A 12,255-nucleotide genomic window follows, 5' to 3' on the forward strand; every position below is an offset into this window, starting at 1 on the left:
GTCTCCCTTATTTGTTCATTACGATGAAAGCAATAACTACACCGATGATTGGAAGTGCCTCAACTAAAGCAACCCCGATGAACATAATTGTTTGAAGTGCGCCTTTTAATTCTGGTTGACGAGCAACACCTTCGATTGTACGTGATACGATAAGACCGTTACCAATACCTGCACCTAATGCTGATAAACCAATTGCAATTGCAGCTGCGATTACACCTAAACTCATTTAATTTGTCCTCCTTTGTATTATAAAAAAATAAATTTTTTCTTACTTAAATTATATTAATGGTCATGACTTACTTTATGAGCCATATAAACCATCGTTAACATAACAAAAATAAATGCTTGGATTGATCCAACGAATACACTGAATCCCATCCATGCTAACATCGGTACAAGTGCACCTAATGCTCCAAGGAATGATGCTCCGCCCAACTTAGCAAGTAATCCTAATAAGATCTCACCTGCATAAATGTTACCGAATAAACGAAGACCTAACGTTAATGTGTTAGCAAACTCCTCAATAACCTTTAATGGGAATAAGAATTTCATAGGTTGGAAATAACCTTTTACGTATTCTTTCGTACCCTTCATCTTAATTCCATAATAATGGGTGAGGGTAACTACCATCACGGCTAATGTTAATGTAACTGCTGGATCAGACGTTGGTGATCTCCACCATGCAATATGTTCGCCAGCCTCAGTTGCTGAATACATGAATGGTAAACCAAGGAAGTTCGATACGATGATAAACATGATAAGCGTAACGCCAAGCGTTAAGAAACGTCCACCTGTTTTCCAGTCCATCGTACTATTGATAATCCCTTTCACGAAGTCAAACACCCATTCCATGAAGTTTTGCATTCCTGTTGGGCGAAGAGCTAAGCTGCGAGTTCCGATAACAGCGATTAAGAAAACAATAACTGCTGCTACAGTAACCATCATAACTGACGACAAATCGAACGTTAAACCTAGAAATTCAACTAATTTACCGTGTTCCACTAGTAATTCACCTCTCTTCCCTGCTCTTATACTCTAAATAAAGAAAATCTATGATCATGACAAGGTATCCTGTCAGCAATCCTACACCTAAGCCCCACATCGCAATTAACTCTTGATATTTGGCTGCAAATAAAATCAATAACCCAATCGTGGCGAATCTTGAATATGTACTTACCGCTGTCGCCTTAAACTTCACGTTTTCTCCATTTGTCACGCGATCCAACAGCTTGTCTGTTCTACGTGCAATGATGCGCAAACTAAGAAAACTGAAAATCGTCCCGATAATCAGTCCAAGAAATACATCCTTGTAAGAGGTGAATCCCCATCCTAGCACTAGAAGCGCAAGCAAGTAGTACATATATTTCTTTTGTCTTTGGACAAGTCCATGTACGTCTATCATCATTGCTCTCCCGAATAGTAATGTCGAATGAGTCGAATCATTGCGTATACCCCTGTTCCTAACCCGAGTAATAACCCTATTATAAGAAACAATGGAAACGTTCCAACCTTATTATCAATCCACTGCCCACCAAAGATTCCAACAAGAATAGAACCGACTAACTGAGCAAGAATACCTGACATTAAAGCATAAGCTTTTATATGGCTGCGATCGTTTTTTTGCAAGGATTCATCCCTCCAATATGTAACCCTCATTCACGATGTGTTAATAATAACTCATTTTTTTGCATAAATCCTATACAAAATAAAAAGTTTACATTTTCGTCACGGAATAGATGTATTTTTGTCACTGAAAGCCCTACCATCTATCCCCGTTGTTAGCATACAATAGGGTATTAACAGTGTCAACGAGAAATCGTAAAAAATCAAAAAATTTGAGTATTAGTCATTTCCTCCCAAAAATGAAAACGTTCCCCTTCTAAATACTGGTTAGAGATATGCAATTTCTAACAGTTTTCTCTTTATAATAGAAGGAAATGTTCACAAGTTTGTCACTATTATATTTTTACGATATAACGCTTTCCTTCCATAATATAGTGCTCTTTAGACGTAAGACTTCTATATTATATGTGATGCGTATGCAACTTATGTTGTATATACTATGTATATTTATCCTCCTCCCCTACCTCATCAAGATACAACAAAACGAGAGGGGAACCCCCTCTCGTCAGTTGTCTTACTTCGTTCCGAATAAACGGTCACCAGCATCACCAAGACCTGGTACTACATATCCGTGGTCATTTAATTTCTCATCTAATGCTGCTACATAAATATCAACATCAGGATGTTCTTCTTGTACTACTTTTACTCCTTCTGGAGCTGCAACGATACACATTAATTTAATTTGTTTTGCACCGCGCTTTTTCAGAGAGTTAATTGCTTCAGCTGCAGAACCACCTGTTGCTAGCATCGGATCTAGTACGATAAAATCACGCTCTTCTACATCCGTTGGAAGTTTCACATAGTATTCTACCGGTTGCAATGTTTTAGGGTCGCGGTATAAGCCAACGTGTCCTACTTTTGCTGCTGGAATTAATTTCAGAATTCCATCAACCATTCCTAAACCTGCACGTAAAATCGGAATTAAACCAAGTTTTTTACCAGCGATCACTTTTGTTGTCGCTTTGCTTACAGGCGTCTCAATTTCAATGTCTTTAAGTGGAAGGTCGCGAGTAATTTCAAAAGCCATTAAGCTTGCTACTTCGTCCACTAATTCACGAAAATCTTTCGTACCTGTATTCTTGTCGCGAATATATGTAATCTTATGTTGAATTAACGGGTGATCAAATACATACAGTTTTCCCATGTGAATCTCTCCTTTAGATGATATTCATGCGTTTGCACGCTTTTTTACACTATTTACGATTGTAAAGAAAACGCTACTAATATTCAAGGGCAAATTTGGCAAAATCATGATTTTCCGATGAATCTATCTAGTATCTTTACCAATTATGGGAGCTGTATCCTTCATTATATCGCCAAAATTTATTCATCATTTGTATACATACTTAAAGAACAATATATGTCCACAAAAAAGACTGCCAAAACAATTACGTTTCAGCAGTCTTCTTCAATCTATTATAGATCTGTGTACATTGGGAATTTGCTCGTTAACGCTTCTACACGCTTACGTGCTTCTTCTAATGCAGCTTCATTTTCATGATTTTTTAATGTGTAAGCAATAAGTGACGCAATTTCATCCATGTCTTCTAAACCGAAACCACGAGATGTTACAGCTGCTGTACCGATACGTACACCACTTGTTACAAATGGGCTTGCTGTTTCAAATGGAATTGTATTTTTGTTCACTGTAATACCAACTTCATCTAATACATGCTCTGCTACTTTACCTGTGATTTCTAAGTTACGAACATCAATTAAGATTAAGTGATTGTCTGTTCCACCAGAAACAAGTGTAAGTCCTTCTTTTTGAAGACCTTCAGCTAAGCGGTTCGCATTGTTAATGATATTTTGTGCATATGTTTTGAAATCATCTTGAAGTGCCTCACCAAACGCAACAGCTTTTGCAGCAATTACGTGCATAAGTGGACCACCTTGAATACCAGGGAAGATTGATTTATCAATTTGTTTTGCAAATTGCTCTTCACATAAAATCATACCACCACGTGGACCACGTAATGTTTTATGTGTTGTCGTTGTAACGAAATGTGCATGTGGCACTGGATTTGGATGTAAACCAGCCGCTACTAAACCTGCGATATGTGCCATATCAACCATTAAGTATGCGCCCACTTCATCTGCAATCTCACGGAATCGTTTGAAATCGATAACACGAGGGTATGCACTTGCACCTGCAACGATTAATTTTGGTTTATGTTCTTTCGCTTTTGCTAATACATCATCGTAATTAATACGGTGAGATTCAGCATCCACGCCATATTCTACGAAATTATATTGTACTCCACTGAAGTTAACAGGGCTTCCGTGTGTTAAGTGACCACCATGAGATAAATTCATACCAAGTACTGTATCGCCTTGCTCTAAAATCGTGAAGTATACTGCCATGTTCGCTTGTGCACCAGAATGCGGTTGAACATTTACGTGCTCTGCGCCGAAAATTCCCTTTACGCGATCACGTGCGATATCTTCTACTACGTCTACGTGTTCACAACCACCATAGTAACGTTTCCCAGGATATCCTTCAGCATACTTATTCGTTAAAACAGAACCTTGCGCCTCCATGACTGCTTCACTTACGAAGTTTTCCGAAGCAATTAACTCAATCTTTGAACGCTGTCTTCCTAGTTCTGCCTCAATTGCAGCAAATACCTTTTCATCTTGACGTTTTAAATGATCCACCAAAATCCCCCTTTTCTGAACGAATTACATCGATTCCCAACAGTTTTTTCTTATTTATTCAGAAAAAACGAAAATTCAGGTTGTAATTCTTTCGAACCTTCATGTTTTCAACTACATTCTAACATGACTTTCTATATCATAAAAGAAAAAAAAGACCGAAAATCGGTCTTTTCTTTCTTCTATGATAAAGTCAGACAACATACCTTATTCGTAACTTTAACGGCAAGTAATAGTCTCTTCCTTCGCCGCATAAACAGCACGTGCTCCACCAATTAGTTTTCCACGTGTTGTTGCCATCGTTACATGTGCACTTCCAATTTCCTTCACACTAGTACGAACCGGAACAGCTACGTGCTTTAAATGCATACCGATAAATGTATCACCAATATCCATTCCTGCATCTGCTTTAATAAACTCAATTACTACCGGATCTTTCAAATTGTGATAAGCATATGTTGCTAATGCACCACCTGCTGATCTAACAGGCGTAACTGTTACAATTTCAAATTGATATTTCATCGCCAACTCTTTCTCAACTACTAAAGCACGGTTTAAATGCTCACAACATTGAAACGCCAACTGAATACCTGTTTGTTCTTGAAATTGTTTTAACTCAGAAAAAATCGCCTCTGCTACTTCCATCGTTCCTGATGTCCCAATTCTTTCTCCTAGCACTTCGCTCGTACTACACCCCACTACAAAAATTTGATTACTTTGTAATGAAGCTTGTTCTTGGAAATCAGAAAGCGAAATTTGTAGCTGTTCTCTTACCTTTACGATTTCTGTCATTACGCCTCTTCCTTTCACAGGTTGGTTCACCAAATTATATTTCCTACTGCTTCTAGTTAGAATCTATTACTTTGCTTCGTATGTTTTAATTTTCCCTACGCGGTTTTCGTGACGGCCGCCTTCAAATTCAGTTGTTAACCAAATTTTTGCGATGTCACGTGCTAGACCAGCACCAATTACACGCTCGCCCATTGCTAACATGTTCGTATCATTATGCTCTCTTGTTGCTCTCGCGCTGAAAGTATCATGAACTAACGCACAACGAATACCATTTACTTTGTTTGCAGCAATTGACATACCGATGCCTGTCCCACAAACTAAAATACCACGGTCTACTTCGCCATTTGCTACCATTTCTGCTGCTGGAAACGCAAAATCAGGGTAATCAACAGAACCAGCTTCACATTCACAACCTAAATCAATATATTCAATATTTAACTCTTCTAATAAACTTACAAGTTCTTTACGGATATTCATACCGCCGTGATCAGATGCTATTACTACTTTCATTTTTACCCCTCCAAAGTTTCAATCCATTATCTTCATTTCTCAATCGCTCCTATATATGGAACGAAGTGATCTCCAATATCGTATTATACACGAAACATTAACCTTCTGAATGTTTTTTCAGTAAAGTTTGTACAAGTTTTTCCATCTCTTCTAACGTTTCTTTATAAATAGAAAGTGATCCGCCAAATGGATCTGAAATATCCTTACTTATCCCCTCGGTCACTCCATATAATGTATCTACTTTCTTTTCAACGCTCGGATAATGTCCAAGTAAAATTTGCCTATGGTTTTCCGTCATTGTTACTACAATATCTGCCCAATCAATCAAAGTTTCGTTTATCTGCTGTGCGGCATGATCGATTGCAATTCCTTTTTCAGCTAAAGCTTCCTTTGCATGTACCGACGCATCACTTCCAGGATAGGCAAAAACACCAGCAGATTGCACTTCAAACTTACCTTCTCCATGATGGCGAAGTAATGCCTCAGCCATCGGGCTACGGCATGTATTTCCAGTGCAAACAAATAATACTCGTTTCATCTAAACCCACCCCTTTTCTCTATTTCCTACCTTTTATCATAGCGTACATTAGAATAGAACAAAAGAAATGTGAATATACGAAAGGCGCATTCCTCTTATATTTTTTCTAAGAAAAATGCGCCTTATCCACATATATGTGAAATCCTATTTCCAAGTGCCCAAAGTATTTTACCATACATAAGGAACAGACTACCAAAAAAATAAGGAATCCATTTCATACGAAACGGATTCCTTTCATGTGATAATTATTTCATTGTAACTTTCATTACTTCTGTTGAACCTTTTGTAGCAGTTACGCCTACAGTTGTCTTAATAGACTCAGCTGCATCTGTGTTTGTAATAACGATTGGAGTAATTGTGCTTTTCGCTTTTTCACGAATTAATTCTAAGTCGAATGAGATTAATTTATCTCCAGCTTTTACAGCTTGTCCTTCAGAAACGTGAGCCTCGAAACCTTCACCTTCCATTTTTACAGTTTCTAATCCAACGTGGATTAAAATTTCTGTACCGTTTTTCGCTTTAATTCCAATTGCATGTTTCGTATGGAATAATTGTACGATTTCACCATCAACTGGAGATACAACTACACCTTCAGTAGGATCGATTGCAACACCGTCGCCCATCATACGACCAGCGAATACTGGATCTGGTACTTCTTCAATATTTTTCACTGCTCCAGTTAATGGAGCTACGATTGTTTCTTCATTTGTTTTTGAACCAAGACCGAATAATTTTTTAAACATAGGATAGTCCTCCTTATAATTTACCTAAAAGTTTATAGGGCAATCTCTATTAAAGATCAGAATAAACGTAAGACCTCATACTTCGAATATTATATTGTAAAAACGCTTTCGAAATAAATTACGTCATTACTACTAGACTCTTATTGTAGCGTCTCACAAAATTCCAGTCAATTCTGATTGTCTGAATAACAATAAGAAGTTAACTTCTACTTATATTTTCTCTTTTTTTACCTAACTTGTCTAGAGGTCTTTACTACATTTTATTTTTTGTTGTTAATTTGTAAAATTTTTTCAAACTTTTTTCAAAATCCACTTGACTAAAGTAAGTAACTATTTTATTATTACTTACGTAAGATAAGTTAATAACTTTTAGGAGGTTTTCAAAAATGATGGATTTCGGTCTTCTTATTATTCGTCTTATTATAGGTATTACATTCATGGGTCATGGTGCTCAAAAATTATTTGGTTGGTTCGGCGGTTACGGTTTAAAAGGAACAGGTGGCTGGATGGAATCAATTGGTTTACGCCCTGGTATATTCATGGCATTTATGGCTGGCGCAACTGAAGTATTAGGTGGTTTCTTATTCGCATCAGGTATTTTCACTGCAATTGGTTCATTATTTATCGTTGGAACAATGTTAATGGCAATCTTCACTGTTCATGGAAAAAACGGTTACTGGGTAACACAAAATGGATATGAATATAACTTAATGTTAATCGCTGTTGCTATCGGTGTAGCTTTAATCGGACCTGGCGCATACGTTTTACTATAATTTTTATCTTGAATTCGAGATTATTCAGAAGGAACTTACTTCATTGTGTTTGAAGTAAGTTCTTTTTATGTAATAAAAATATTATTTTCAGCAGGAGTTTTCCACTATCATCTTGTAAACAAACAATAAGTCGTCATATTTAGAAAGGGGATTTCAATCATGTTATCCATTAATCCAAATGAACAATCGGAAAAAGAGAATTACAAATTATTAACGGGAAGCATCATTCCACGCCCTGTCGCATTCGTTACATCTGTAACAAAAGACGGCATATTAAACGGCGCACCATATAGTTATTTCAATATTGTCGCTGCTAATCCACCACTTATCTCAGTTTCTGTACAACGAAAAGCTGGAGAAAGAAAGGACACTTCCCGAAACGCAATTGAAAAAGGGGAATTTGTCGTACATATCTCTGATGAATCATATGTAGCGGCAATTAACGAAACAGCAGCTAATCTTCCGCCAAATGAAAGTGAAATTGAACTAGCAAAATTAACACCAATTGAAAGTGATGTCATCTCCGTTCCAGGTGTAAAAGAAGCAAATATTCGAATGGAATGCGTACTGGAACGCGCAATCCCTCTTGGCGGAACAGAAGACTCACCAGCTTGCGATTTACTAATCGGACGCGTCGTTCGTTTCCACGTCGCAGAACACCTATACGAAAAAGGGCGCATTCATGCCGAAGGACTAAAACCAGTAAGCCGCCTAGCAGGACACAACTACGCAAAACTAGGAGAACAATTTGAATTAGTGAGGCCAATCTAAAAGCGGAAGCGGCTCGCAGGAAGACGCGAAGCCACCGACCATTCTAGCCGCTGAAGCTGGATATTATCAAAAAGTAAAGGCGTCCCGATTCCTTCCATCACTTAAACATAAAAATCCCCTGCTAAATAGCAGGGGATTTTATCATTGTAATTCTTCCTTCTTTTCTTCTAAAGCCGGCATCTTCTCTTTTTTCGGTTTCCCAAGCTTAATGACTAAGAAATATAGGGAAAGCAATGTAATAAGAAAAACGATTATAAATGGATACGGAGAATAAAAGGCACGCGCCGCCTCCGTTTTTCCCGCAACAAACTTCAATGACTCAATATCTAAAAACTCAGCAAACATTTGTACACCGAGCATACTAAACCAAAAAACAAAAAAACTAATAATAATACCAAAAACTTGCTTCAATCTCGTCATCCATCTCATCCTTTCTATATGTTTAATTTTTTAGCGCAATCAGTATAGTACAAACAAAACTATGCACAGAAAGGAACTATCCTATCATTCGCGAATTAATTTAATCCAACCTAAAATTGAAATTTGTAAAATAATACCCCAAATAATAAGCAGTCGTAACCATCTAGGAAAAATTTACAAATCGAATATACCATTCTAATAATTTGTTCATAACGCCCTCCCCCTTAAAATTATATAGGAAAAAGGAGATATAATCCAAATCCAACCAAAATGATACCACCTACTATCTCACCATATGTACCGAGCATACCTTTCGCATGCCTACCAATGAATAAACCAATCCACGCTAATAACATACTAACAAATCCAAAGAGTAATATCGTAATAATTGTCTGTGCCCCGTAAATACCAAGACTAAGCCCTACTGAAAAACTATCTATACTAACACCAAATGCAAATACGAATAAACTAATTCCAATAGGGGCTGTTCTAGTTTCTTCATTCTCTAGAATAGAGGAATACACAATATAAAATCCTAATCCTATTAATAAAATAGCACCGGCAAAATGTGCAATGTCTCCATACTGCTCTGATAAAAAACGACCTAATACCATCCCTATAAACGGCATGATAATATGAAATATCCCTATCGTCACACCGATATACAGGATTTGTCTTATCTTTAAGGTCATCATTCCCATCCCAAGACTCACCGAGAACGCATCCATCCCTAAGGCGAATGCCATAATTATTAAAGGTATTATCTGTTCAAACGTCATTCATGTCCCTCCTCGGACGTGCTACTTCAAAATATGCTTATCCGAGGAGAAATATTCTGTTTGCTAACCGTACCTTATGATTCAGTAATAATTTGATGTCCTGCCGCTTTTGTTAAACGATTCATAATGGCATTCCCTATTCCTTCATTTGGGAATGATTCACTAAAAATAACATCCACTTCACTTGCATCAAATGTTCTAAGTACATCATATAATTTAGTCGCAACGCTAGCTAAATCGCTTCGAACACCACAAGATAATACAACATCCGCGATATATACATGCTGATACTCTTCTGTCGTTAATACACCGACTTTAAATCCTTCTTCCTTTTTCTTATCCACAATAAGCTGAATAAATTCACGTGAACCCTCAACAATACTAAGTGGAGCTTTTGGTGCATAATGTGTATATTTCATTCCAGGTGATTTCGGTTTTTCCTTCTCATCCTTTAGAGCCGGATCTAAAGAAACCGTGCCAATCACCGCTTCCAATTGTTCTTTCGTAATCCCACCTGGGCGCAATATCGTTGGAACAGCGCTCGTACAATCAATTACAGTCGATTCAACACCGACTCCTGTTGCACCACCATCTACAATACCTGCGATTTTCTCATTTAAATCTTCATATACGTGAGATGCTAACGTCGGGCTTGGACGACCTGAACGATTCGCACTCGGTGCTGCAACAGGTACATTTGCCTCTTCAATAAGAGCAAGAGCTACTGGATGATCAGGCATTCTTACTCCAACCGTATTAAGTCCGGCCGTCACCTTCTCTGAAATTCCTTCTTTTCTAGGTAAAATAATTGTTAACGGACCTGGCCAAAAATGCTCCATTAACTTCTCTGCAACTGGCGGGATTTCCTTCACAATCCCATCTAACTGCGATTTTGTCCCAATGTGGACAATAAGTGGATTATCACTCGGTCTTCCTTTCGCTTCAAAAATTTTCGCAATCGCTTCATCATTCATCGCATTTGCACCTAGTCCATATACCGTTTCTGTAGGGAAGGCAATCGCTTCATTTTCCCTTAATAATTTTGCTGCTTCTTGTAACTGTGGATAATATTTTTTTCTTTCCACAACATTATCCACAACCCACATATTTGTATGCATTTTTTCCCACGTCCTTTTCTACCATGAAATACTTGTCTATTTTTAGTTTACTATGAGATTTATCCAAAAGACAAACAAGGTTTATCCACAAAATGTGGATAAACCTAATTAATCCGTGGATAACTTTGTGAATAGCTGACAATTTAGTATTATTGCATTTGGCTCTTTTATATTTTTACAAAAGTGTTCTAACTGTCGAATTCCCTCTGGTACGTTTTCTTTCTCTATAGTAACAAAGTCAAAAAACTGAAAGATTGTTATAGATTGTGGATGATTTGTTAGTAAGTACAATTGTCGAATATTTTTTTCTTTCATATACTGCAAAAACATTTCAAAAAAATATAAGAAAGTCTGTTTATCCACATTAGGTGTGAATAAACAAGAACGAATAAGTGCGTTTTCTTCACTTTGTTCATATCCAATGACTGCCCGTATTTCTTCCGCCTCTTCCAAAATCATAAATTGCGCGTACAACTCATTTATTTTATCATCTTTTTTATTAGCTTGTCCGAAAAAAGAATGCAATCTTTCCACATCTGCTTTCGTCGCAAAATATACCTTCTTCATAATAAATCCCTCCTCTTTTTTATATATGAGAAGGGATTTACTAATAGTACTATTTAGAGAATAAAGATGTAAAAGCTTCTACAATAAAGAACTTAACTTCTGGCTTTTCTTCTTCCTCTTCTACTTTTACATACTCATTTTGTTTTTCTTGTTTTTGTTCCACAGGTTTCTCCACTTTTTCCAAAGTTTTTATTTCCTCTTTACTTGCAGGTTGTTCTTCTACTTTCGTTTCATTTTTTACTATTTTCTTTTCAGAAGCTGTTACTTTTTTTGCGACTTCCTGCTTTACAACTTTCTTTTCTTTCACCTCATCCTCTTTTTTCTCTTCTGCATTTACTACTTCTTCATCTATTTGTTTTACTTGCTCCTCTTCAGGAGATTCAGCCTTCACAACATGTTCTTCTTTCCTTACAGCTGTACCACTTGAAAAATCTAAGAAACACATCGGTGGAAATAATACACACCACCAGTTTGCCCCTTCACCTTCCCCAATTGTAATTAAGACTGCTTCATATTCCCCTGCCGGATAAATAAAATTCCCATATACCTTTGTAGGAAACTTTACATTTTTACTGAATTTCACTTGAAATGAATCTTTACTTCCTTCTTTTTTTAACGTATTTGCCACTGTTTTTTCGATTTCTGGAATATGACTTTGAATGACTTTGCGCGCCTCTTCAAATGAAGTTAAATCAGCTACCCATCCATCAATTTGTGTTTTTACTTCATCACGCACTTTGCGCTTTAACGCCTGGTCTTTATCTGAATCACTATTTGCTAAAATCCGTAATCGAACAGCCTCTTTCGGAATAACTGAAGGCCCTTTCGCATCAGCTTTCATATATCCAAACTGCACAAGTAACTGTGCACCAATTAATAATAGAAGAAGATAAGCAATAACTTGTTTTTTCATTTCCTCCACCGTCCCTTCTACAAACAGTGTGGACAGACTTTCATCTTTCTAAA

At 37.1% G+C, this 12,255-nt stretch carries 18 protein-coding genes; 2 read left to right on the plus strand and 16 right to left on the minus strand.

All coding sequences use genetic code 11. From position 1 onward, the window contains the following. Nucleotides 1–7: 7 nt before the first annotated feature. The 11 genes from atpE to AC2CGR_RS21410 all read right to left on the minus strand — a co-directional run bounded on the left by atpE (nucleotide 8) and on the right by AC2CGR_RS21410 (nucleotide 6,861). Nucleotides 8–226: a F0F1 ATP synthase subunit C gene (gene atpE, locus AC2CGR_RS21360; RefSeq protein WP_000052064.1), complete on the minus strand. Its 219-nt coding sequence runs from the start codon at nucleotides 224–226 to the stop codon at nucleotides 8–10. A 56-nt stretch (nucleotides 227–282) separates the two neighbouring features. Continuing rightward, a complete protein-coding gene (gene atpB / locus AC2CGR_RS21365; protein ID WP_000399870.1) occupies nucleotides 283–1,002 on the minus strand; it encodes a F0F1 ATP synthase subunit A in 720 nt (239 codons plus the stop codon). Between the two features lie 7 nt (nucleotides 1,003–1,009). Continuing rightward, a complete protein-coding gene (locus tag AC2CGR_RS21370; RefSeq protein ID WP_000567600.1) occupies nucleotides 1,010–1,402 on the minus strand; it encodes an ATP synthase subunit I in 393 nt (130 codons plus the stop codon). Next, complete coding sequence (locus AC2CGR_RS21375) at nucleotides 1,402–1,626, minus strand: AtpZ/AtpI family protein (RefSeq protein WP_001171223.1); 225 nt, start codon at nucleotides 1,624–1,626, stop codon at nucleotides 1,402–1,404. Before AC2CGR_RS21375 ends, AC2CGR_RS21370 begins: the two co-directional genes overlap by 1 nt. A 26-nt stretch (nucleotides 1,627–1,652) precedes the next feature. Beyond that, a complete protein-coding gene (locus AC2CGR_RS21380; RefSeq protein ID WP_000232961.1) occupies nucleotides 1,653–1,766 on the minus strand; it encodes a DUF4024 domain-containing protein in 114 nt (37 codons plus the stop codon). 371 nt (nucleotides 1,767–2,137) lie between these two features. Then, a complete protein-coding gene (gene upp / locus AC2CGR_RS21385; RefSeq protein WP_000517539.1) occupies nucleotides 2,138–2,767 on the minus strand; it encodes a uracil phosphoribosyltransferase in 630 nt (209 codons plus the stop codon). Between the two features lie 272 nt (nucleotides 2,768–3,039). Then, a complete protein-coding gene (gene glyA / locus AC2CGR_RS21390) occupies nucleotides 3,040–4,281 on the minus strand; it encodes a serine hydroxymethyltransferase (protein ID WP_131101185.1) in 1,242 nt (413 codons plus the stop codon). Nucleotides 4,282–4,497: 216 nt separating this feature from the next. Continuing rightward, entirely contained in the window at nucleotides 4,498–5,070 is a 573-nt protein-coding gene (locus tag AC2CGR_RS21395) for a TIGR01440 family protein (protein WP_087968251.1), read from the minus strand. A 66-nt stretch (nucleotides 5,071–5,136) separates the two neighbouring features. After that, nucleotides 5,137–5,580, minus strand: a complete 444-nt coding sequence (gene rpiB, locus AC2CGR_RS21400) for a ribose 5-phosphate isomerase B (protein WP_000869544.1) — start codon at nucleotides 5,578–5,580, stop codon at nucleotides 5,137–5,139. 97 nt (nucleotides 5,581–5,677) lie between these two features. Beyond that, the gene (locus tag AC2CGR_RS21405; protein ID WP_029441076.1) at nucleotides 5,678–6,118 is read right to left on the minus strand and encodes a low molecular weight protein arginine phosphatase; all 441 of its coding nucleotides are present in this window, start codon (nucleotides 6,116–6,118) and stop codon (nucleotides 5,678–5,680) included. A gap of 245 nt (nucleotides 6,119–6,363) precedes the next feature. Further along, a complete protein-coding gene (locus AC2CGR_RS21410) occupies nucleotides 6,364–6,861 on the minus strand; it encodes a PTS sugar transporter subunit IIA (protein WP_000473666.1) in 498 nt (165 codons plus the stop codon). Between the two features lie 386 nt (nucleotides 6,862–7,247). On the opposite strand from AC2CGR_RS21410, the gene AC2CGR_RS21415 reads away from it, so the two are divergent. Further along, complete coding sequence (locus tag AC2CGR_RS21415; protein ID WP_087968252.1) at nucleotides 7,248–7,634, plus strand: DoxX family protein; 387 nt, start codon at nucleotides 7,248–7,250, stop codon at nucleotides 7,632–7,634. Nucleotides 7,635–7,793: 159 nt separating this feature from the next. Further along, entirely contained in the window at nucleotides 7,794–8,405 is a 612-nt protein-coding gene (locus AC2CGR_RS21420) for a flavin reductase family protein (RefSeq protein WP_087968253.1), read from the plus strand. 141 nt (nucleotides 8,406–8,546) lie between these two features. On the opposite strand, the gene AC2CGR_RS21425 is transcribed toward AC2CGR_RS21420, so the two are convergent. From AC2CGR_RS21425 to spoIIR, 5 genes are all read right to left on the minus strand, one after another. Next, nucleotides 8,547–8,825, minus strand: coding sequence for a DUF3935 domain-containing protein (locus AC2CGR_RS21425; RefSeq protein ID WP_087968255.1), 279 nt, complete (start codon nucleotides 8,823–8,825; stop codon nucleotides 8,547–8,549). Between the two features lie 230 nt (nucleotides 8,826–9,055). Further along, complete coding sequence (locus AC2CGR_RS21430; RefSeq protein ID WP_131101187.1) at nucleotides 9,056–9,604, minus strand: manganese efflux pump MntP; 549 nt, start codon at nucleotides 9,602–9,604, stop codon at nucleotides 9,056–9,058. Between the two features lie 74 nt (nucleotides 9,605–9,678). Next, the gene (locus AC2CGR_RS21435) at nucleotides 9,679–10,722 is read right to left on the minus strand and encodes an L-threonylcarbamoyladenylate synthase (protein WP_087968257.1); all 1,044 of its coding nucleotides are present in this window, start codon (nucleotides 10,720–10,722) and stop codon (nucleotides 9,679–9,681) included. A 108-nt stretch (nucleotides 10,723–10,830) separates the two neighbouring features. Beyond that, entirely contained in the window at nucleotides 10,831–11,289 is a 459-nt protein-coding gene (locus AC2CGR_RS21440; protein ID WP_000758435.1) for a GNAT family N-acetyltransferase, read from the minus strand. 49 nt (nucleotides 11,290–11,338) lie between these two features. After that, on the minus strand, nucleotides 11,339–12,202 hold the full coding sequence (spoIIR, locus tag AC2CGR_RS21445) for a stage II sporulation protein R (protein ID WP_087968271.1): 864 nt from the start codon (nucleotides 12,200–12,202) through the stop codon (nucleotides 11,339–11,341). Nucleotides 12,203–12,255: the final 53 nt, after the last annotated feature.

The sequence above is a fragment of the Bacillus sp. LSHTCR4 genome (assembly GCF_057197025.1).

Bases quoted from the DNA above. Each gene is read 5' to 3' on its own strand.
- AC2CGR_RS21380 (WP_000232961.1), bottom strand. From the start codon at position 1,766: ATGGTAGGGCTTTCAGTGACAAAAATACATCTATTCCGTGACGAAAAT.
- AC2CGR_RS21420 (WP_087968253.1), top strand. From the start codon at position 7,794: ATGTTATCCATTAATCCAAATGAACAATCGGAAAAAGAGAATTACAAA.
- rpiB (WP_000869544.1), bottom strand. From the start codon at position 5,580: ATGAAAGTAGTAATAGCATCTGATCACGGCGGTATGAATATCCGTAAA.
- AC2CGR_RS21370 (WP_000567600.1), bottom strand. From the start codon at position 1,402: ATGATAGACGTACATGGACTTGTCCAAAGACAAAAGAAATATATGTAC.
- AC2CGR_RS21430 (WP_131101187.1), bottom strand. From the start codon at position 9,604: ATGACGTTTGAACAGATAATACCTTTAATAATTATGGCATTCGCCTTA.
- AC2CGR_RS21425 (WP_087968255.1), bottom strand. From the start codon at position 8,825: ATGACGAGATTGAAGCAAGTTTTTGGTATTATTATTAGTTTTTTTGTT.
- spoIIR (WP_087968271.1), bottom strand. From the start codon at position 12,202: ATGAAAAAACAAGTTATTGCTTATCTTCTTCTATTATTAATTGGTGCA.
- AC2CGR_RS21405 (WP_029441076.1), bottom strand. From the start codon at position 6,118: ATGAAACGAGTATTATTTGTTTGCACTGGAAATACATGCCGTAGCCCG.
- AC2CGR_RS21435 (WP_087968257.1), bottom strand. From the start codon at position 10,722: ATGCATACAAATATGTGGGTTGTGGATAATGTTGTGGAAAGAAAAAAA.
- AC2CGR_RS21440 (WP_000758435.1), bottom strand. From the start codon at position 11,289: ATGAAGAAGGTATATTTTGCGACGAAAGCAGATGTGGAAAGATTGCAT.
- atpE (WP_000052064.1), bottom strand. From the start codon at position 226: ATGAGTTTAGGTGTAATCGCAGCTGCAATTGCAATTGGTTTATCAGCA.
- upp (WP_000517539.1), bottom strand. From the start codon at position 2,767: ATGGGAAAACTGTATGTATTTGATCACCCGTTAATTCAACATAAGATT.
- AC2CGR_RS21395 (WP_087968251.1), bottom strand. From the start codon at position 5,070: ATGACAGAAATCGTAAAGGTAAGAGAACAGCTACAAATTTCGCTTTCT.
- AC2CGR_RS21415 (WP_087968252.1), top strand. From the start codon at position 7,248: ATGATGGATTTCGGTCTTCTTATTATTCGTCTTATTATAGGTATTACA.
- AC2CGR_RS21410 (WP_000473666.1), bottom strand. From the start codon at position 6,861: ATGTTTAAAAAATTATTCGGTCTTGGTTCAAAAACAAATGAAGAAACA.